We start from the raw sequence: 19,388 nt of genomic DNA, 5'->3' as shown, positions 1-19,388 counted from the left end.
TGTGCCACGTTCACTGAAGAAAGGTCCATTTATCGACCTTCACCTGTTGAAAAAGGTAGAAGCTGCGATTGAAAGCAACGAGCGACGTCCAATCAAAACTTGGTCTCGTCGTTCTACGATTTTTCCGAATTTCGTAGGTCTTACAATTGCAGTACACAACGGCCGTCAGCATGTTCCGGTATTTGTTACCGAAGACATGGTTGGTCATAAACTGGGCGAGTTTGCCGTGACACGTACATATCGTGGCCACGTAGCAGACAAAAAAGCCAAGCGATAAGGAGTTAGATGATGGAAGTTGCCGCTAAGCACATGGGCGCCCGCATCTCCGCACAGAAAGCACGTCTGGTCGTTGACCAGATCCGTGGTAAATCTGTAGGTGAAGCTCTGAACATCCTGGCGTTTAGTCCAAAAAAGGGTGCGGATCTTGTCAAGAAAGTACTGGAGTCAGCTATTGCTAATGCAGAGCATAACGACGGTGCAGATATTGACGAGCTACACGTTTCAACGGCTTTTGTTGATGAAGCAATGACGATGAAACGTATTAAGCCGCGTGCGAAAGGTCGCGCTGATCGAATTTTGAAGCGCTCCTGTCACATCACTGTTAAAGTGGCCGACTGAGCTGACAGCTAGGAGAGTTCGTTATGGGTCAGAAAGTACATCCGACCGGTATTCGTCTCGGGATTGTTAAAGATCACACGTCTGTGTGGTATGCCGACAAGAACGAATACGCAAGCAAGCTGCTAAATGATCTAGAAGTGCGTGAGTACCTAGATAAGCAGCTTGAGAAAGCATCTGTGAGCCGCATTGAAATCGAGCGTCCTGCACAGAATGCAAAAATTACCATTCATACGGCTCGTCCGGGTATTGTGATTGGTAAAAAAGGCGAAGATGTTGAGAAGCTACGTAATGCTGTATCAGAAATGATGGGTGTTCCGGTACATATCAATATCGAAGAAATTCGTAAGCCAGAGCTAGACGCACGCTTGGTAGCCCAAGGTGTTGCTAGTCAACTGGAGCGTCGTGTTATGTTCCGTCGTGCTATGAAGCGCGCAGTACAAAACGCAATGCGCCTTGGTGCCAAAGGTATCAAGATTCAGTTGGGTGGTCGTCTAGGTGGTGCCGAGATTGCTCGTAGTGAGTGGTATCGTGAAGGCCGTGTGCCATTGCACACATTGCGTGCTGATATCGATTACGCTACATATGAAGCGCACACTACATACGGTGTGATCGGCGTTAAAGTCTGGATCTTCAAAGGTGAGATTCTTGGTGGCATCGAACAGGTGCGTGCTGAGAAAAATGCACCTAAGAAGAAAGGTAAGTGAGGTAGACGTCGATGCTACAACCTAAACGTCTTAAGTTCCGCAAGATGATGAAAGGTCGCAACCGCGGCCTAGCACAACGCGGTAGCACTGTAAGTTTTGGTGAATTTGCACTGAAAGCGACCGGTCGTGGTCGTATCACTGCACGTCAGATCGAAGCAGCGCGTCGTACCATGACACGTCACGTTAAGCGTGGTGGTAAAATCTGGATCCGTGTTTTCCCAGATAAGCCAATCTCTAAGAAACCGCTTGAAGTACGTATGGGTAAAGGTAAAGGTGCAGTTGAGTATTGGGTTGCTCAGATTAAGCCGGGTAAAGTTCTGTTCGAAATGAGCGGTGTACCTGAACAGCTTGCTTCTGAAGCATTCACGCTTGCTGCTGCTAAATTACCTGTTGCTACAACCATTGTTAAGCGGACGGTGATGTAATGAAAGCAATTGAACTACGTGAAAAGTCCGTTGATGAGCTTCAGCAAGAGTTATTAGGTCTTCTAAAAGAGCAGTTTAATCTGCGCATGCAGAAGTCTACTGGCCAGCTAGCACAGAACCACCTTTTAGGTCAGGTTCGTCGTGACATTGCTCGTGTGAAGACAATACTCAACGAAAAGGCAGGTAACTAAGTATGAGCGCCGAAAAACGTACTCGAACTGTTACTGGTCGCGTTGTTAGCGACAAGATGGATAAAACCATCACAGTTCTGGTTGAGCGCAAAGAGAAGCATCCGATTTACGGAAAATTCATGAAGCGCTCTTCTAAACTGCATGCTCACGATGAGAAAAATGAGTGTAAGCAAGGTGACTTAGTTACTGTTGCAGAAACTCGTCCTTTGTCCAAGAATAAATCTTGGGCGCTTGTTCGTATTGAAGAGCGTGCAGCAAAGGTGTAAACTATTGCGCCTTTGCTCCATTAAGCCGGCCCGTCCGTTTAACGGACGGCCTTTGAATGTTTATGGAGTAGACCATGATTCAAACTGAATCTATGCTTGATGTCGCTGATAACAGCGGTGCTAAGCGAGTACAGTGTATTAAGGTCCTTGGTGGTTCTCACCGCCGCTACGCTTCTGTAGGTGACATTATTAAAGTCACTGTTAAAGAAGCGATTCCTCGCGGTAAAGTGAAGAAAGGCCAAGTACTTAACGCCGTAGTGGTACGTACCCGTAAAGGTGTTCGTCGTTCTGATGGCTCAGTAATCCGCTTTGACACAAACTCAGCGGTTTTATTGAACGCAAGTGACGCGCCTATCGGTACTCGTATCTTTGGCCCAGTGACGCGTGAGCTTCGTAATGAGAAGTTTATGAAAATCATTTCCCTGGCGCCTGAAGTGCTATAAAGGTTGAACAGTTAACTGTTCAATTTATGTAAAAACGCCAACACTGAGAAGTGTTGGCGTTTTTGAGCATGAGAGGGTAGCAGGAAGCGATATAGGTATATTATGCGCAAAATTAAACGTGACGATGAAGTAATTGTCATCGCAGGAAAAGACAAGGGCAAGCGTGGCACTGTCATGCGAGTTCTGGACGATCGTTTGGTCGTTTCTGGTATCAACATGGTGAAGAAGCATACTAAGCCGAACCCAATGTTGGGCAAAGCTGGCGGCATCGTTGAAAAAGAAGCGGCAATTGCTGTTTCTAACGTAGCTATCTTCAACCCGCAGACTGGTAAGGGCGATCGTGTAGGCTTCAAGATTCTTGAAGACGGCACTAAATCTCGCATCTTTAAGTCTACCGGCGAAATAATTGGCGGATAAGGGGAGCTGATATCATGTCTAGATTAAAAGCGCTTTATAATGATTCCGTTAAGCAGCAGCTTAAAGATGAGCTGAACTGCCCTAACGTAATGGCTGTTCCACGTTTGACCAAAATTACTCTTAATATGGGTGTTGGTGAGGCGTTAGGGGACAAGAAGCAGATGGAAAATGCTGTTGCAGATATGACTGCAATTGCAGGTCAGAAACCTGTTGTTTGTCTTGCACGTAAATCTATCGCGGGCTTTAAAGTTCGTGAAGGTTGGCCGATCGGCTGTAAGGTTACTTTACGCGGCGAGCGTATGTGGGAATTCTTGGATCGTTTGGTAGATATTTCTATCCCTCGTGTTCGTGACTTCCGTGGCTTGAACCCAAAATCTTTCGATGGTCGTGGCAATTACAGCATGGGTGTTAAAGAGCAGATTATCTTCCCTGAAATCGAATTCGATAAGGTAGATAAAATGCGTGGTATGGATATTACTATCACGACTACTGCTAAAAATAACGATGAGGGTCGCGCCCTGTTGGCTGCCCTGAACTTCCCGTTCCGTAAGTGATAGGCATACATCATGGCTAAACAATCTATGAAGGCGCGCGAAGATAAGCGTGCAAAACTTGTTGCTAAGTTCGCTCAAAAACGTTCTGAGCTTAAAGCAATTATTAGTAACCCTAATTCATCAGAAGACGAAATTTGGGATGCAGCAATGGCACTTCAGAAGTTGCCTCGCGATTCCAGTTCTTCTCGTCAGCGTAATCGCTGTCAAGTAACAGGCCGTCCACACGGTGTATACCGTAAGTTTGGTTTGTCTCGTATTAAGTTGCGTGAAGCAGCGATGCGTGGTGATGTTCCAGGTTTGAAAAAGGCTAGCTGGTAATCTCCAGTTAGTAAAATGGTAAGCGCAGTGGTCTGGCCCTCTTAAGGGTACCGCATTGTGCTGCACAATGAGGAAGTAAATGCATGAGCATGCAAGATACTCTAGCGGATATGTTCACACGTATTCGTAACGGTCATATGGCTGAAAAGCAGGCCGTATCTATGCCGTCTTCCAAAGTAAAAGTATCTGTTGCCGAAGTTCTAAAAGAAGAAGGTTACATCACTGACTACTCTGTAGAAGGCGATGTAAAACCAGTTCTGAACATCGAGCTTAAATACTTTGAAGGTAAGCCGGTAATTGAAGAGATTAAACGTGTAAGTCGTCCAGGTTTGCGTATCTATAAGAACGCATCAGAGTTGCCAAAGGTTTCTGCTGGTCTGGGTGTAGCGATTATCTCTACAAGTAAAGGTGTCATGGCCGACCGCGCAGCACGTAGTGCTGGTGTGGGTGGCGAAGTAATCTGCACGGTATTCTAAGAGGTATTTCAATGTCACGTATTGCGAAAAGCCCCGTAGTTGTACCTGCAGGTGTTGAAGTTAAGGTTGACGGCCAGTCCGTTAACGTTAAAGGTAAGAATGGTCAGCTTTCTTTAGACGTTCATTCTTCTGTTTCCGTGTCTCAAGAAGATGACGGACTGAAGTTTGCTGCTAAAGAAGGTACTAAGCTGTCTCTTGCTCTGTCTGGTACTACTCGCTCACTAGTAAACAACATGGTTATTGGTGTGACTGAAGGTTTCAAAAAGACTCTTCAGCTTCAAGGTGTTGGTTATCGTGCTGCCGCTAAAGGTAAAACGCTTAATCTTAGCCTTGGGTTCTCACATCCAATCGATTACGAACTACCGGAAGGTATTTCTGCTGAGACGCCTAACGTTACTACGATCATTTTGTCAGGTGCTGACAAACAGGTCCTAGGTCAGGCTGCAGCTGAAATTCGCGCGTTCCGTCCGCCAGAACCTTATAAAGGTAAAGGTGTTCGTTATGCTGATGAGTATGTTCGTCGTAAAGAAGCGAAGAAAAAGTAAATAGGGCAGGGTTATGAACACTAAGAAACAATCTCGTATTCGTCGTGCTCGCCGCTCCCGTCTGAAAATGCGTGAGTTAGGTGCAACACGTTTGTGTGTTACACGCACACCGCGTCATATCTACGCTCAGGTTATCTCTGCAGATGGTGGTAAAGTCCTTGCGGCAGCCTCTACAGTAGAAAAAGATCTACGCGAGACAACTGGCGGTAATGTTGCGGCTGCTGAAACGGTTGGTACTTTGATCGCTCAGCGCGCTAAAGAAGCTGGTGTATCTAAAGTAGCTTTCGACCGTTCTGGTTATCAGTATCACGGTCGTGTTAAAGCTTTGGCTGATGCAGCCCGCGATGGCGGCCTGGAATTCTAAAGGGATCGAATATGTCAAATCATGAACAGAAAGACGGCGATCTGCAGGAAAAGCTGGTTCAGGTTAACCGCGTCGCTAAAGTAGTAAAAGGTGGTCGTATCTTCGGCTTTACTGCACTAACCGTTGTTGGTGATGGTAAAGGTCGTGTAGGTTTCGGTCGTGGTAAAGCTCGTGAAGTTCCTGCTGCTATTCAAAAAGCAATGGAACAAGCTCGTCGTAACATGGTTTCAGTTGAACTGAACGGCGACACGTTGCAGTACCCAATTAAAGCACGTCATGGTGCTTCTAAAGTTTACATGCAGCCTGCTTCTCAGGGTACTGGTGTTATCGCAGGTGGTGCGATGCGTGCAGTTCTTGAATTGGCGGGTGTCCATAACGTACTTGCTAAGTGCTACGGTTCTACTAATCCGGTAAACGTTGTTCGTGCGACTGTTAAAGGTCTTGCAACAATGAAATCACCTGATGATGTAGCCGCTAAGCGTGGTAAGTCCGTAGAAGACATTCTGGGGTAATCGACAATGGCTAAAACTGTAAAAGTAACATTGGTACGTAGCCCTATCGGTACCCTTCCTAACCACAAATTGTGTGTTAAGGGTCTTGGGCTACGCCGTATTGGACACACAGTTGAAGTAGAAGATACTCCATCTGTCCGTGGCATGATAAACAAAGTTAACTACATGGTTAGTGTAGAAGACTAATAAGGGAGTTCACAACATGCGTCTGAACACTCTAAGTCCAGCAGACGGTTCACGTAAAGCACCTAAGCGTGTTGGTCGTGGTATTGGTTCTGGTTTGGGTAAGACTTGTGGCCGTGGTCACAAAGGTCAGAAATCCCGCTCCGGCGGATCTGTAAAACCTGGTTTTGAAGGTGGTCAAATGCCTTTGCAGCGTCGTCTGCCAAAATTTGGTTTTACTTCTCGTATTGCTCGCTATGTTGCTGAGATTCGTCTTGGTGAACTAGCTAAAATCGAGTCAGAAGTAATTGATCTTGAAGCTTTGAAGGCTGCAGATATCATCAAGCAGGAAATTAAAACTGCTAAAGTGATTCTGTCTGGTGAGATCACGAAGGCTGTCACCGTTAAAGGTCTTAAAGTGACTAAAGGTGCACAGGCTGCTATCGAAGCTGCTGGCGGTAAAGTCGAGGCGTAAATGGCTAAGAAAGGACCAATACCGGCTGGAGTACAAAATGGACTAGGTGAGCTTAAGTCTCGCTTGTTGTTCGTTTTGATCGCGATTGTGGTATACCGTATAGGGGCTCATATACCTGTTCCTGGTATTAACCCAGATCGCCTAGCCGCTTTATTTGATCAGAATCAGGGCACTATCCTGAGTCTCTTTAACATGTTCTCCGGCGGCGCGCTGGAAAGAATGAGTATTCTGGCATTAGGTATTATGCCGTACATCTCTGCATCTATTATTATGCAGCTGATGACGGTGGTAAGTCCTACGCTTGCTCAGTTGAAGAAGGAAGGAGAGGCTGGTCGTCGTAAGATCAACCAGTACACTCGCTACGGCACTGTGCTACTTGCAACCGTTCAGTCATTTGGTATGGCTGTCGGCCTTGCTAATCAAGGTATCGCGTTCAGTGCGGATATCAGCTTCTATTTTGTTGCTGTTGTTACATTGGTTGCGGGTGCTGTTTTCTTGATGTGGTTAGGTGAGCAGGTTACAGAACGGGGTATCGGTAACGGTATTTCTATTCTGATCTTTGCTGGTATTGTGGCTGGGTTGCCAAGTGCGATCGGTCAGGCCTTTGAAGCAGCGCGTCAGGGTGATTTGAATATTCTTGCGCTGTTAGCTATCGCTTTTATGGCGGTTGCTACTGTTGGTTTTGTCGTGTTTATGGAGAGAGGCCAGCGCCGTATCACCATAAACTATGCTAAGCGCCAGCAAGGTAACCGTGTATTTGCGGCACAGACTAGCCACCTTCCACTTAAAGTGAATATGGCTGGTGTGATTCCGCCGATTTTTGCCTCGAGTATATTGCTGTTCCCTGCCTCCATGGGCCAATGGTTTGGTCAAGGTGAAGGTATGGATTGGCTGCAAAATGTTGCTTTAGCGCTTGGCCCAGGTCAGCCGCTCTATATTTTGCTGTTCTCGGTTGCAATTATATTTTTCTGTTACTTCTATACAGCGATTGTTTTCAATCCAAAAGATGTAGCAGATAACCTGAAAAAATCAGGTGCCTTTATTCCGGGTATTCGTCCAGGTGAACAGTCTGCGCGGTATATTGATACTGTGTTAGGCCGATTGACCTTGTTTGGGGCGCTATATATTACTGCGGTATCTTTGATGCCTCAGTTCCTTGTAGTTGCCGCTAACGTACCGTTTTATTTCGGTGGCACCTCACTCTTGATCGTGGTAGTCGTTGTGATGGACTTTATGGCGCAGGTGCAATCTCACCTGATGTCCCATCAATACGAGTCCCTGATGAAGAAATCTAATCTTAAAGGTGGTAGCGCAGGAAGCTCGCGCTAAAGGCCACAACTGGAGTAGATCATGAAAGTACGTGCATCTGTTAAGAAGATCTGTCGTAACTGCAAAATCGTTCGTCGTAACGGTTCAGTTCGCGTGATCTGTAAAGTAGAGCCGCGTCACAAACAGCGTCAGGGTTAATCGTTAGATTAATTGCTGATTTGGGCGTAGAAGGCGCAAAACACTTGATTTAATTTTGTTCAGTGTGTATTATTTCGCGCCTTCTGCGAACAGAACATATATTTTACTGGTGTATGTAAATAACTACATATACCTTTTTTTAACGGAGTAATAGAATGGCCCGTATAGCTGGCGTCAACATTCCTGACAATAAGCATGCGGTAATTTCTCTGACTTACATTTACGGTATTGGCCGCACGACTGCCTCCAGCATTCTTGAAGCATCTGGTATTACACCAACTGTTAAAATTGCTGATTTGTCCGATGAACAATTGGACGTCATTCGTGGAGAAGTTGCTAAGTTGACTGTTGAAGGCGATCTGCGTCGCGAAGTATCCATGAGCATCAAACGTTTGATGGATCTTGGTTGTTTCCGCGGTATTCGCCACCGTCGTAACCTTCCGGTTCGCGGTCAGCGTAGTAAGACTAACGCGCGTACTCGAAAAGGCCCGCGTAAGCCGATCCGTAAATAAGTGGTAAGCGATAGGAATTCCCAATATGGCAAAGCCAGGTAATCGCACACGCAAAAAAGTGAAGAAGCAGGTTGCGGATGGGTTCGCCCATATTCATGCTTCTTTCAACAATACGATCATTACAATTACTGATCGCCAGGGTAATGCTCTTTCTTGGGCAACTGCAGGTGGCTCCGGCTTCCGCGGTTCTCGTAAGAGCACCCCATTCGCTGCTCAGGTTGCTGCTGAGCGCGCTGGACAGGCTGCACTTGAGTATGGCCTGAAAAACCTCGACGTATTTGTGAAGGGTCCTGGACCCGGCCGTGAATCTGCAGTTCGTGCACTGAACTCATGTGGCTACAAAATCGCAAATATAACGGATGTGACGCCTATACCACACAATGGTTGTCGTCCTCCGAAGAAACGTCGCGTTTAACCTGGAGACGGTAATATGGCTCGTTATCTTGGACCTAAGTGCAAACTGTCTCGCCGGGAAGGTACAGACCTTTTCCTGAAGAGCGGTGTTCGTGCACTGGACAGCAAGTGTAAAGCTGAGACTGTCCCTGGTGTTCACGGCGCACGTCGTGGTCGGTTATCCGACTATGGCCTGCAGTTACGTGAAAAACAGAAAGTTCGTCGTATGTACGGCGTACTGGAACGTCAGTTCCGTAGTTATTATAAAGAAGCGGCTCGTCGTAGTGGTGCAACAGGTGAAAACTTGCTGCAGCTGCTAGAAGGCCGTTTGGACAACGTTGTATATCGTATGGGATTTGGTGCTACTCGCGCTGAAGCTCGTCAGATCGTATCTCACCGTTCGATCACTGTTAATGGCCAGGTTGTGAACATTGCATCCTACCAAGTTAAAGCAGGTGATGTTGTTGCGGTTCGTGAAAAAGCTAAAGCTCAGTTGCGTATTAAAAACGCACTTGAATTAGCTGGCCAACGTACAGCAATTGAATGGGTCGAAGTCGACGCTGCTAAAATGGAAGGCACTTACAAAGCCACTCCAGAGCGTTCTGATCTATCTGCAGATATCAACGAGCAGCTTATTGTTGAGCTGTACTCGAAGTAATTTTAACTTTAATTTGGTGGAAATATGCAGCGTTCGGTAAATGAGTTTCTAAGTCCACGTCATATCGACGTACAAGAAATCAGCAAAACGCGTGCTAAGGTGACTCTTGAGCCACTTGAGCGTGGATTTGGCCATACGCTGGGCAATGCATTACGCCGTATTCTTTTATCTTCTATGCCGGGTTGTGCCGTAACAGAAGTAGAAATTGAAGGCGTATTGCATGAGTACAGCACAATTGAAGGTGTTCAGGAAGATGTGATTGAAATCCTCCTGAACCTTAAAGGGGTTTCTGTGTTGTTGCACAACAACGACGAAGTTACCCTGACTCTGAGCAAATCTGAAGCAGGTCCTGTGACTGCTGGTGATATTCAACTGAATCAGGATGTTGAAATTGCTAATCCGGACCATGTGATTGCTCACCTAAATGAAGGTGCGAGTCTTAACATGCAGCTGACTATTGGACGTGGCCGTGGCTATGTTCCAGCAGACTCTCGTGTTTCTGAAGAAGAAGAGACTCGTGCAATCGGTCGTCTACAGCTGGATGCTACATTCAGTCCTGTGCGTCGCGTTTCTTACGTAGTAGAAAGCGCACGTGTAGAGCAGCGTACTGACTTGGATAAACTGGTAATCGACATCGAATCTAACGGTACGATCGACCCAGAAGAAGCTATCCGTCGCGCAGCTACTATCTTGCAGCAGCAATTGATTGTATTTGTTGACCTTGAAGATGGTGCTGATCAGGCTAAGGATGTTCCAGAAGAACCGGAAATTGATCCAATTCTTCTGCGCCCTGTAGATGATCTGGAGTTGACTGTACGTTCCGCCAACTGTCTGAAAGCAGAACAGATTTACTATATTGGTGATCTGATTCAGCGCACAGAAGTTGAGCTGCTTAAGACTCCGAATTTAGGTAAGAAGTCGCTGACAGAAATTAAAGACGTTTTGGCATCAAAGGGCTTGTCTCTTGGTATGCGTCTTGAGAACTGGCCACCGGCTAGCCTTAAGAACGACGATAAAGTCGCTTCCTGATTCGGCGATAAAACTGACTAGTTTGGTAGGTATTTATCATGCGTCATCGTAAATCTGGTCGTAAGTTAGGTCGTACCAGTGCGCACCGCAAAGCCATGTTTAAAAACATGTCAGTTTCTTTGTTTGAGCACGAGTTGATTCGTACAACTCTGCCTAAAGCGAAAGAACTGCGCGGCTATGCTGAGCCACTGATTACTCTAGCTAAAAACGACACTGTTGCGAACCGCCGTTTGGCATTCGCACGTACTGGCAGCAAAGTTGCTGTTGGTAAACTATTCAATGAATTAGGCCCGCGTTATAACGGTCGTCCTGGTGGGTATGTTCGCATTCTTAAATGTGGCTTCCGTCCAGGTGACAATGCGCCAATGGCTTATGTTGAATTAGTTGACCGCCCTGAAGCTGTAGCTGAAGATGCGTCAGAAGGTTAAGTTTTCTTGATCAAAAAAACCCGGCTTTTGCCGGGTTTTTTATTACCTATACTATTTTAAAAATAGGTGCCTTTATTCAAATATTCAAGGCGCCCGCAGGCGCTTATCAAATCCTCTTCTATTTAAGCATCGCTTTCAAAAAGTGTCCGGTATAGGAATTTTTGTTTTTGGCTACATCTTCTGGGATGCCCTCTGCGATGATGTAACCTCCTTTTATCCCGCCTTCTGGGCCTAAATCTACTATCCAGTCAGCCGTTTTTATGACATCAAGGTTATGTTCAATAACGACAATGGTATTGCCGTGATCCCGTAAGCGGTTGAGCACATTGAGAAGTTGTTGGATATCATAAAAGTGAAGCCCTGTAGTTGGTTCGTCGAGTATATAGAGCGTCTGGCCTGTATCACGTTTTGATAGCTCTTTAGCTAATTTGATACGTTGGGCTTCGCCACCTGATAGTGTGGTAGCTGCTTGCCCCAATCGGATATAAGAGAGACCTACATCGATCAAGGTTTGTAAGCGACGAGCTAGGGCTGGAATTGCGTCAAAAAATACACGTGCATCTTCAACGGTAAGGTCGAGCACTTCATGTATATTTTTCCCTTTGTATTTTACTTCGAGGGTTTCACGGTTATAGCGTTTACCTTTACATACATCACAAGGGACATAGATATCCGGAAGGAAGTGCATCTCAACCTTAATAACACCGTCACCTTGGCAAGCTTCACAACGGCCGCCTTTAACATTGAAACTAAACCTTCCTGGTTTATAACCGCGAGAGCGGGCTTCTTGTGTGCCGGCAAAGAGTTCGCGTACGGGTGTAAATATGCCGGTATATGTTGCTGGATTTGATCTTGGTGTACGACCAATAGGGCTCTGATCAATATCGATTACTTTATCAAAGTGCTGCAGACCTTTGATCGCCTTATGAGGGGCAGGATCAAGTGTTGTTGCACGGTTTAGCTCGGTTGCAGCAATTGGGTATAAAGTGTTGTTGATCAGAGTCGACTTTCCGGAACCGGATACGCCCGTAATACAAGTGAGTAAGCCTACAGGAATAGTTAAATTCACTTCATTTAAGTTATTCCCTGTTGCTCCTTCAAGTTCAAGTACTTTATCAGGATTGTAGGTTCCCCGTTTTTCGGGGATCGCTATTTTTTTGACACCGCTGAGGTATTGGCCTGTAATTGAATTTGGATTGTTCATCACTTCGTCTGGCAATCCTTGTGCGATAATCTCACCGCCATGTACGCCCGCACCGGGACCTACATCAATTACATAATCTGCTAGTCTAATTGCATCCTCGTCATGTTCGACCACAATAACGGTGTTTCCAAGATCTCTAAGGTGAATCAGAGTTTTAAGTAAGCGCTCATTATCACGCTGATGAAGACCTATAGAGGGTTCATCTAGAATATACATAACCCCAACGAGTCCTGCGCCAATTTGACTGGCCAATCGGATACGTTGTGCTTCGCCGCCAGAAAGAGTGTCTGCATTACGATCTAAAGAGAGGTATTCAAGACCTACGTTAACCAAGAAACTTAGACGCTCTCGAATCTCTTTAAGTATCTTGTCTGCTATCTCGCCCTGTTTTCCAACTAATTCTAGTTGATTGAAATAATCTAAACTGTCGCCGATAGGTTTTTTGACTATCTGCGGTAATGTATGTTCATCAATAAAAACGTGGCGAGCATCTCTGCGTAAACGACTGCCATCACAGGAGGAGCAAGGTTGCATATTTAGATATTTAGCAAGGTCTTCACGAACGGTATCTGACTCTGTTTCTTTGTATCGGCGCTGTAGATTATTGAGGACGCCTTCAAAAGGGTGCGCTTTATTAATAATATCGCCACGGTCATTCAGATATTTAAATGTGACCGTCTCTTTACCTGTTCCTTCAAGAATCAGGTCTTGGTGCGCTGGTTTTAATTTATTGAACGGTGTGTCCATATCAAAACCATACTGCTCTGCTACGGCTTTAAGCTGTTGAAAGTAATAAAGGCTTCTTCTATCCCAGCCTCTAATAGCACCTTCTGATAGTGTTAAGCTGGCATCATGCACTACTTTGCTTTTATCAAAATATTGCTTTACGCCTAAACCATCACAACTTGGGCAAGCACCGTGAGGATTGTTAAAAGAGAATAAACGGGGTTCTAGCTCCTGGATACTGTGTCCGCAGGTGGGGCATGCGAAACGAGCTGAGAAGATCAGTTCATCTGTCTCGTCTTCCATGTTAGCTACTTTTGCAATGCCGTCAGTTAAATTGAGAGCGGTTTCAAAAGATTCTGCTAAACGAGTTTGCAAATCAGGACGTACTTTAAAACGGTCTATAACGACTTCAATGTCGTGCTTTTTATTTTTATCTAATTCGGGCGCTGAATCTAAATCTACGACTATGCCATCGATGCGGGCACGGATAAAGCCTTCTGCACGCAGGTTGCTAATCGTGTGGAGCTGCTCACCTTTTCTGCCCTGAACTACAGGTGCTAGAAGCATAAGCTTAGTGCCTTCTTCTTTTTCAAGAACTTGATCAACCATTTGGCTAATTGTTTGAGCCGCCAAAGGAAGATTGTGATCGGGGCAGCGCGGTTCGCCTGCGCGGGCAAAGAGTAAACGTAGATAATCGTAGATCTCTGTAATAGTGCCTACTGTTGAGCGGGGGTTGTGAGAAGTCGATTTCTGCTCGATAGAGATGGCGGGCGATAGCCCTTCGATATGATCAACATCAGGCTTTTCCATCATCGATAGAAATTGGCGCGCATAAGTTGATAGTGACTCTACATATCTGCGCTGTCCCTCTGCATATAGGGTGTCGAAAGCAAGAGAAGACTTACCAGAACCTGAAAGGCCAGTGATCACGATTAACTTATCGCGTGGTATTTCAATATTAATGTTTTTCAGGTTATGGGTGCGAGCACCTTGGACCAGAATCTTATCCATGTTTACGCCTGTTTTTGTTCAGTGAATCAGTAACGGTGCAAACCACTTGTTACTGTGAGCTATTTAGCTAAATCTTACTCAATATTTACTTGCTTAGTGTATACCTAAGGCCGAGCAAACATATCATTATAAAGACTTTTGCGGTTGCCTGAAGCTCTATCTTTATTTCTATACAGATAGATAAATTATGATTACTGTTTGCTATGGGAGTTCAACTGATCGCGTGGTAAGCTTTGCTGTTATATGCGTAGCTTTTTAGCATCTTACGCGAACAAAGATTTTGGAGAGAAAAATGGCACGTGGTGTTAACAAAGTAATTTTGGTCGGTAATCTGGGCGGGGATCCAGAAGTACGTTATATGCCTAACGGTAATGCTGTAACTAACGTAACAATTGCAACGTCTGAATCATGGAAAGATAAGCAGACAGGTCAGCAGCAAGAGCGTACAGAGTGGCACCGTGTTGTCTTTTTTAACCGCTTAGCTGAAATCGCCGGCGAGTACATGCGCAAAGGCGGTAAAGTTTATGTCGAAGGTGCTTTGCGAACGCGTAAATGGCAGGACCAAAGTGGTGCTGATCGTTACACGACTGAGATCGTCGCCAGCGAAATGCAGTTGCTTGATAGTCGTGGTGCTGGAGATGGCGGTGGCTATCAGCAGCAGCCGCAAGCAGGTGGTTATGCGCCTCAGCAGTCTGCACCGGCCCCTCAACAACCAGCATCTCAGCCTCAGTATGCGCCTCAGCAATCTAAACCTGCTCAGCGTTCTGCAGCGCCAGCGCCACAACCAGCTCCGGCACCGCAAGCCGCTCCTGGGTTTGATGACTTTGATGATGATATTCCGTTTTAGGATACCACTTGTGTAAAATGTAACGTTTTATATAAGTATGACTCCAAAAGGCCCTGCTATTGCGGGGCTTTTTGTTTTTTTGCGTTGTAATTATTGCCTGATAGTCTTGAGCGGTTTTCGATCGCTCAAAGATGTATTTTTGATCGCTTTTCGCTCATCGCGCCTAAATGAGCTACTCTTATAAGCCTGTTCCTTTCTTTCTATGGCATGGTGTTATTCTTGCTTACACATTTGATCGATAAAAATAATATTGTCCAATAATAGGATATTTCTTTGAACAGTGATCATTCAGTAGTTCGGCATATAAGATCACAAGAAAGTGAAACGGCAATTGAAGTTGAAATGTTACCCCATGGGGTTTCAAAAAATCGCCTTACATCGAAATATCTATGGCTATCTCTTCTCGTTGCGCTAATCCCTTTGATTGGATTTGCGAGCCTGTACGATTCCTACTTCTCTCAATTAGTCACCCGCTTAACGGAAGAGCAACTGGCGACAAGGGTCGCTGCTACTCAAAATGAGTTTCGTGTTTTTATTCGTGAACGTAAATTTGAAATTCAGTCATTGACGGATCAATTTGATAGTCCTGAATACTTTGTTCCAGAGGGTCGACAGAATATCTCCTCTGAGCTTGAGAGCTTCCTGCGGCTGCAAGTGGATGCGAGAAGTGTCTATGGGGTTGTCTTTTTCGATGAGAAGGGTGAAGTTGCGTGGAGCTTTCCGGATAAACGGGAAATAGGTTTAATCTCTAAGAATAATGTTTATGAGTTTGAAGGTGCAGAATTGATAGGTCCGTCAGCATACTCTATTGAGCGGCCTTCGGGCGTTGTTTTACGGACTTCACGACAGCTGAATGTTAATACAGATCAAAAGGGTAGTATTGGTCTGGTTCTTCGATTCAATTCATTTACAGAGATATTGCATGGTTTGGATCAGGGAACCACGTTTCGGGTTTTGCTAAAGGCTGGGGATGGCAATACCTACGATGTGGTTGGTCAGCCGGTAAACGTTACTGAAAATTCAGTGCAAAAATTTAGTTTGCTACCGGGATGGTCGTTACAGGTAATACAAGATCGAGAGTTGGTCATGTCGCCGGTTGAAAGGATGCGTTATTGGCTAATTCTTCTGATGATATTCACCGTAGCTGGGTTATTTTGGTTGCATATGAGCATCTCACGGCGTTTAAATCGACAAGTTGAAAGTCTGATTGATAGTGTTGAGCAGGTGGCCCTTGGTAATTTGGAGGCGCCAGTTGCCCATGTTCAAGGGATGGAGATGCTGCGCCTCACCCAGTCGATTGAGCGAATGAGACTTCAATTGAAAAAATTCATTCGGTCTACTTTAGCTATAGAGCGACAGGCGACTTTGGGCCAGCTAGCGGCAGGCCTAGCGCATGATATACGCAACCCCTTAACGACTATCCGCACAACTGTAGCAGCGCTCTCTCGACGAGAAAAAAATCCAGAAAATAAAGAGATGATGAGCCTCGTAGAGGAAGAGATCGATCGTGTGAACTATGTGCTTGAAAATCTACTTAACTTTGCTCGACCTCGGGACCCTTTAGCAAGCCGAATTGATGCGAAGGAGCTACTTAGTAGTGTTGTTGCATTGGTTGGAGCATCTGCTCGCAATCAAAATATAGAGTTACGCATGCAGTGTCCTCCATCTATGTTTTTGATAGCTGATGAAGGGCATGTTCGGCAAGTATTAATGAATCTGTTATTGAATGCGCTCGAGGCGATGTCTGTTCAAGGTGATTTGATCGCACTGGATGGATGTCAAAAGGGTGCAGAAATTGCGTTATCTGTCCGAGATAATGGGCAAGGAATGCCAGAAGATATTTTGGCTCATATTATGGAGCCTTTCTATACAACGAAATCTGCCGGTACAGGGTTAGGGTTAGCGATTTGTAATACGCTGATTAAAAGTAATGGCGGGCGAATGAGCATTGAGAGTACCAAGGGTGAAGGCACAACGGTTACCGTGTTTTTACCTGTTGCAGAGGCTCAGGAGTAGTTATGAATAAGGCAATATCAGTTCTAGTTATTGATGATGAACGTAATTTAGTTCGTAGTATCAGTTTTTCCCTCCGTGATGAGGGGATGCTTGTCAGTGGAGCTTACACCGGTAACGAAGGGATAGAGCAAGCTAAAATATTAAACCCTGATGTTGTGCTATTAGATTTAGGCTTACCGGATATATCGGGTATAAAAGTGCTCGTACAACTGAGAGCACAGAACCCTGATCTTCCTGTCATTATGATTTCAGCCCATGGGGATACACGCTCGGCTGTTAAGGCGGTCAAAGAGGGGGCTATAGATTATATAACTAAACCGTTTGATATTGAGGAGTTGATCTTACTCATTCGTCGTAGCACTGAGCGTATTCGTATGCTGCGAGAGATCCGTTTTTTAAGAGAAAAAAGTACAGAAACGGGTCCTCTAGTGGGTAGTAGTAGAGAGATGACCGCCTTGCGCGATGCGATTGAGCGTGTAGGGCAAAGTTCGGGGAAAACGGTGTTGATAACAGGGCCTTCTGGTACAGGTAAGGCGCTAGTGGCGCGCGCGTTACATGATGTTCGCTTTACTGATGCACCCTTTATTGAAGTGAACTGTGCAGCACTGCCGGAACAATTGATTGAGGCTGAGTTGTTTGGTGCGGAGCGGGGCGCTTATACGGGAGCGAATCAGCGTCGCGCAGGTTTGATTGATCTAGCGGACGGCGGTACGTTATTTTTAGATGAAATTGGTGAAATTCCTCTTCATCTACAAGCCAAATTACTGAGTTTCTTAGAAAACCGTAATTATCGCCCAGTTGGTGCTGGCCGTGAGCGGCAGGCGAATGTATTTGTAGTGGCTGCTACTAACTGTAATTTAAAAGCGAATGTCGAGGCCGGTACTTTTAGAGCCGATCTCTTTTATCGTTTAAATGTATTACCTGTAGATATTCCGGGGTTGTCTGAGCGGGACCGAGATGTGACTTTATTGGTCGCCCACTTTAGTGAGTTGTTTGCGCGTCAAGAGCATTGCGATCCGATTGAGCTTGATGACGAGGTTCTTGGTGTGCTTGAGAAGTATGATTGGCCGGGTAATATTCGAGAGTTAAAAAATTTGATGGAGCGATTAACCATCCTCTATTCTGGCCAGCGTATTACGGTCAAGATGCTTCCGGCAGAGTTTGATGAAGGTTCACATATAGCGCCAGTGGTTAAAGATGATTATCGTGAGGCTGTTGAGGATCATGAACGGCAGTTGATTTTAGATGCACTTAAAGAGTCCGATTGGAGAAAAGGATTAGCAGCAGAGAAATTAGGTATCTCTCGTCATGCACTCAAGCGAAGAATACAGCGCTTAAATCTGGAGAATGGGGCATGATGCTCAGGCTTATCTGTGTTTGTTTGTTACTCATTAGCCGAGTCGAAGCTGGGGAGTTGGTATTGGGTGCATCGAAGGCTGATGCTCAAGCTAGCGTAGGTTGTCTCTTTCCTATGGGGGGGCGAGGAGGTATTTATGGGCAAGATAGCGTTGTAGGTATTAAGCTCGCGTTTGAGCGTTTACAACAGCCCTCTATATCTTATCCACCTATTCGCGTGTTGGTAGCAGATAGTAGTTCTAAAGCATCAAAGGCTGCGCGTCAGGTGCGGGATTTCGTTCGGAAAGATGGTGTGCGTTTTATTTGTGGTGTCGTGAATTCTTCCATAGCTTTACAAGTGGCGGAAGTGGCTGAAGAGGAAAAAATCTTCTTTATTGGGACTGACCATGCGTCCTCAAAGTTAACAAGTGGAAAGGCACGGGATTACTATTTTCGTGTCAGCAATAATGCTCAGCAATCGATGCAGGCTGCGGCACTCTATATTAAGGAAAAATTTAATAAGGATGCGCGTGCTAAGCCCTTACGTCTTGCCTATATAGGTCCGGACTATGACTATGGCTATCAGGCATGGAGAGACTTACGAGATCGGCTTGATTATGAAGGTGTTAATTATCAAGTTGAAACTGTTCTTTGGCCTAAGCTCTATGAGCCTGATTATTCCTCTTACCTCAGAGCACTTGTTGATAAGAAAGTTGATTTAGTCGTCAATGCCCTTTGGGGTGGAGATCTGGTTGCATTCATTCAGCAGGCGAATCAAACAACACTGTTTAAGCATGCTCGTTTTGCTAATTTTGATACGGGTGGTAATTATGAAGTGCTAGCAGCCTTAGGGGAGGATATGCCTGCAGGGCTTATTTTATCGTCGAGGCATCATAATAACTGGCCGGAAACAGATTACAACAGATGGTTTGTTGAGCGTTTCCATGAGTTAACAGGGCGTTATCCCTCTTACGCTGCAGAGGGAGCATATTCCGGTATTTTAGCTATCTCTGAAGCGCTTCGTTTAGCGGGACCTGAGGCAAGTGATGAAGATGTAAGGAAGGCTTTTAGTTCTTTGCGGCTTAAGTTGCCGGAAGATCCTGATGGTTTTGTTTCATTTATGAATCCACTTAATCACCAATTGCAGCAGGTCATAGCCATAGGTGAAACTATACCTGATCATCGATTCTTACCCGCCCGCATGATGCTGGGAAATTGGATGATTTATCATCCTAGTTTGTCAGAGCAAGCTGAGCCTAAGTAGTTTTTGCGGGGCTTGCCCCCGTTTCTTT

At 45.5% G+C, this 19,388-nt stretch carries 28 protein-coding genes; 27 read left to right on the top strand and 1 reads right to left on the bottom strand.

What is annotated here, in order from left to right; genetic code table 11:
- Window position 1 precedes the first annotated feature (1 nt).
- The 23 genes from rpsS (at window position 2) to rplQ (ending at window position 10,957) form a co-directional block, all read left to right on the top strand.
- On the top strand, window positions 2-277 hold the full coding sequence (rpsS, locus tag A3774_RS02920) for a 30S ribosomal protein S19 (protein ID WP_067862871.1): 276 nt from the start codon (window positions 2-4) through the stop codon (window positions 275-277).
- An 8-nt stretch (window positions 278-285) separates the two neighbouring features.
- The gene (gene rplV, locus A3774_RS02915) at window positions 286-618 is read left to right on the top strand and encodes a 50S ribosomal protein L22 (protein ID WP_456264837.1); all 333 of its coding nucleotides are present in this window, start codon (window positions 286-288) and stop codon (window positions 616-618) included.
- A 23-nt stretch (window positions 619-641) separates the two neighbouring features.
- Window positions 642-1,322, top strand: coding sequence for a 30S ribosomal protein S3 (gene rpsC / locus A3774_RS02910; protein WP_067862867.1), 681 nt, complete (start codon window positions 642-644; stop codon window positions 1,320-1,322).
- An 11-nt stretch (window positions 1,323-1,333) separates the two neighbouring features.
- Window positions 1,334-1,747 (top strand): 50S ribosomal protein L16, encoded by a 414-nt coding sequence (gene rplP, locus A3774_RS02905; protein ID WP_067862864.1) that lies wholly within the window; start codon window positions 1,334-1,336, stop codon window positions 1,745-1,747.
- Entirely contained in the window at window positions 1,747-1,938 is a 192-nt protein-coding gene (gene rpmC / locus A3774_RS02900) for a 50S ribosomal protein L29 (protein WP_067862863.1), read from the top strand. Before rplP ends, rpmC begins: the two co-directional genes overlap by 1 nt.
- Window positions 1,939-1,940: 2 nt before the next feature.
- Window positions 1,941-2,204: a 30S ribosomal protein S17 gene (gene rpsQ, locus A3774_RS02895; protein ID WP_067862856.1), complete on the top strand. Its 264-nt coding sequence runs from the start codon at window positions 1,941-1,943 to the stop codon at window positions 2,202-2,204.
- Between the two features lie 74 nt (window positions 2,205-2,278).
- Window positions 2,279-2,647, top strand: coding sequence for a 50S ribosomal protein L14 (gene rplN, locus A3774_RS02890; RefSeq protein WP_067862854.1), 369 nt, complete (start codon window positions 2,279-2,281; stop codon window positions 2,645-2,647).
- Window positions 2,648-2,749: 102 nt separating this feature from the next.
- Window positions 2,750-3,064, top strand: coding sequence for a 50S ribosomal protein L24 (gene rplX, locus A3774_RS02885; RefSeq protein ID WP_067862852.1), 315 nt, complete (start codon window positions 2,750-2,752; stop codon window positions 3,062-3,064).
- 14 nt (window positions 3,065-3,078) lie between these two features.
- A complete protein-coding gene (gene rplE / locus A3774_RS02880) occupies window positions 3,079-3,618 on the top strand; it encodes a 50S ribosomal protein L5 (RefSeq protein ID WP_067862850.1) in 540 nt (179 codons plus the stop codon).
- Between the two features lie 12 nt (window positions 3,619-3,630).
- Window positions 3,631-3,936, top strand: a complete 306-nt coding sequence (rpsN, locus tag A3774_RS02875) for a 30S ribosomal protein S14 (protein ID WP_067862848.1) — start codon at window positions 3,631-3,633, stop codon at window positions 3,934-3,936.
- An 83-nt stretch (window positions 3,937-4,019) separates the two neighbouring features.
- Entirely contained in the window at window positions 4,020-4,412 is a 393-nt protein-coding gene (rpsH, locus tag A3774_RS02870) for a 30S ribosomal protein S8 (protein WP_067862846.1), read from the top strand.
- A gap of 11 nt (window positions 4,413-4,423) precedes the next feature.
- Window positions 4,424-4,957 carry a 50S ribosomal protein L6 gene (gene rplF, locus A3774_RS02865; RefSeq protein ID WP_067862844.1) on the top strand — a complete coding sequence of 178 codons (534 nt, stop codon included), beginning with the start codon at window positions 4,424-4,426 and terminating at the stop codon, window positions 4,955-4,957.
- A gap of 13 nt (window positions 4,958-4,970) precedes the next feature.
- Entirely contained in the window at window positions 4,971-5,321 is a 351-nt protein-coding gene (gene rplR / locus A3774_RS02860) for a 50S ribosomal protein L18 (RefSeq protein ID WP_067862842.1), read from the top strand.
- An 11-nt stretch (window positions 5,322-5,332) separates the two neighbouring features.
- Window positions 5,333-5,833 carry a 30S ribosomal protein S5 gene (gene rpsE, locus A3774_RS02855; RefSeq protein ID WP_067862841.1) on the top strand — a complete coding sequence of 167 codons (501 nt, stop codon included), beginning with the start codon at window positions 5,333-5,335 and terminating at the stop codon, window positions 5,831-5,833.
- Window positions 5,834-5,839: 6 nt separating this feature from the next.
- Window positions 5,840-6,019 carry a 50S ribosomal protein L30 gene (rpmD, locus tag A3774_RS02850; RefSeq protein WP_067862839.1) on the top strand — a complete coding sequence of 60 codons (180 nt, stop codon included), beginning with the start codon at window positions 5,840-5,842 and terminating at the stop codon, window positions 6,017-6,019.
- A 16-nt stretch (window positions 6,020-6,035) separates the two neighbouring features.
- Window positions 6,036-6,470, top strand: coding sequence for a 50S ribosomal protein L15 (rplO, locus tag A3774_RS02845; protein WP_067862835.1), 435 nt, complete (start codon window positions 6,036-6,038; stop codon window positions 6,468-6,470).
- Window positions 6,471-7,799: a preprotein translocase subunit SecY gene (gene secY, locus A3774_RS02840; protein WP_067862834.1), complete on the top strand. Its 1,329-nt coding sequence runs from the start codon at window positions 6,471-6,473 to the stop codon at window positions 7,797-7,799.
- A gap of 21 nt (window positions 7,800-7,820) precedes the next feature.
- Window positions 7,821-7,937 (top strand): 50S ribosomal protein L36, encoded by a 117-nt coding sequence (rpmJ, locus tag A3774_RS16305; protein ID WP_007021200.1) that lies wholly within the window; start codon window positions 7,821-7,823, stop codon window positions 7,935-7,937.
- 155 nt (window positions 7,938-8,092) lie between these two features.
- Window positions 8,093-8,449: a 30S ribosomal protein S13 gene (rpsM, locus tag A3774_RS02835; RefSeq protein WP_067862833.1), complete on the top strand. Its 357-nt coding sequence runs from the start codon at window positions 8,093-8,095 to the stop codon at window positions 8,447-8,449.
- A gap of 25 nt (window positions 8,450-8,474) precedes the next feature.
- Window positions 8,475-8,864 carry a 30S ribosomal protein S11 gene (rpsK, locus tag A3774_RS02830; protein ID WP_067862832.1) on the top strand — a complete coding sequence of 130 codons (390 nt, stop codon included), beginning with the start codon at window positions 8,475-8,477 and terminating at the stop codon, window positions 8,862-8,864.
- A 15-nt stretch (window positions 8,865-8,879) separates the two neighbouring features.
- Window positions 8,880-9,500, top strand: a complete 621-nt coding sequence (gene rpsD, locus A3774_RS02825; protein WP_067862831.1) for a 30S ribosomal protein S4 — start codon at window positions 8,880-8,882, stop codon at window positions 9,498-9,500.
- A gap of 24 nt (window positions 9,501-9,524) precedes the next feature.
- Window positions 9,525-10,529 carry a DNA-directed RNA polymerase subunit alpha gene (locus A3774_RS02820; RefSeq protein ID WP_067862830.1) on the top strand — a complete coding sequence of 335 codons (1,005 nt, stop codon included), beginning with the start codon at window positions 9,525-9,527 and terminating at the stop codon, window positions 10,527-10,529.
- 38 nt (window positions 10,530-10,567) lie between these two features.
- A complete protein-coding gene (gene rplQ, locus A3774_RS02815; protein ID WP_067862829.1) occupies window positions 10,568-10,957 on the top strand; it encodes a 50S ribosomal protein L17 in 390 nt (129 codons plus the stop codon).
- A gap of 118 nt (window positions 10,958-11,075) precedes the next feature.
- Here the strand turns inward: rplQ and uvrA are convergent, their stop codons facing one another.
- Window positions 11,076-13,898, bottom strand: a complete 2,823-nt coding sequence (uvrA, locus tag A3774_RS02810; RefSeq protein ID WP_067862825.1) for an excinuclease ABC subunit UvrA — start codon at window positions 13,896-13,898, stop codon at window positions 11,076-11,078.
- A 292-nt stretch (window positions 13,899-14,190) separates the two neighbouring features.
- Here uvrA and ssb point away from each other — a divergent pair, with 292 nt between their 5' ends.
- From ssb to A3774_RS02790, 4 genes are all read left to right on the top strand, one after another.
- The gene (gene ssb / locus A3774_RS02805; protein ID WP_067862823.1) at window positions 14,191-14,745 is read left to right on the top strand and encodes a single-stranded DNA-binding protein; all 555 of its coding nucleotides are present in this window, start codon (window positions 14,191-14,193) and stop codon (window positions 14,743-14,745) included.
- A gap of 273 nt (window positions 14,746-15,018) precedes the next feature.
- A complete protein-coding gene (locus A3774_RS02800; RefSeq protein ID WP_067862821.1) occupies window positions 15,019-16,761 on the top strand; it encodes a sensor histidine kinase in 1,743 nt (580 codons plus the stop codon).
- Between the two features lie 2 nt (window positions 16,762-16,763).
- Window positions 16,764-18,119: a sigma-54-dependent transcriptional regulator gene (locus tag A3774_RS02795; protein ID WP_067862818.1), complete on the top strand. Its 1,356-nt coding sequence runs from the start codon at window positions 16,764-16,766 to the stop codon at window positions 18,117-18,119.
- A complete protein-coding gene (locus tag A3774_RS02790; RefSeq protein ID WP_231867922.1) occupies window positions 18,116-19,360 on the top strand; it encodes an ABC transporter substrate-binding protein in 1,245 nt (414 codons plus the stop codon). The genes A3774_RS02795 and A3774_RS02790 overlap by 4 nt, the downstream gene beginning before the upstream one ends.
- Window positions 19,361-19,388: the final 28 nt, after the last annotated feature.

Source organism: Neptuniibacter marinus (assembly GCF_001597725.1).
In the GTDB taxonomy this organism is placed as follows: domain Bacteria; phylum Pseudomonadota; class Gammaproteobacteria; order Pseudomonadales; family Balneatricaceae; genus Neptuniibacter; species Neptuniibacter marinus.
This window is presented reverse-complemented; position numbering and strand designations above follow the sequence as displayed.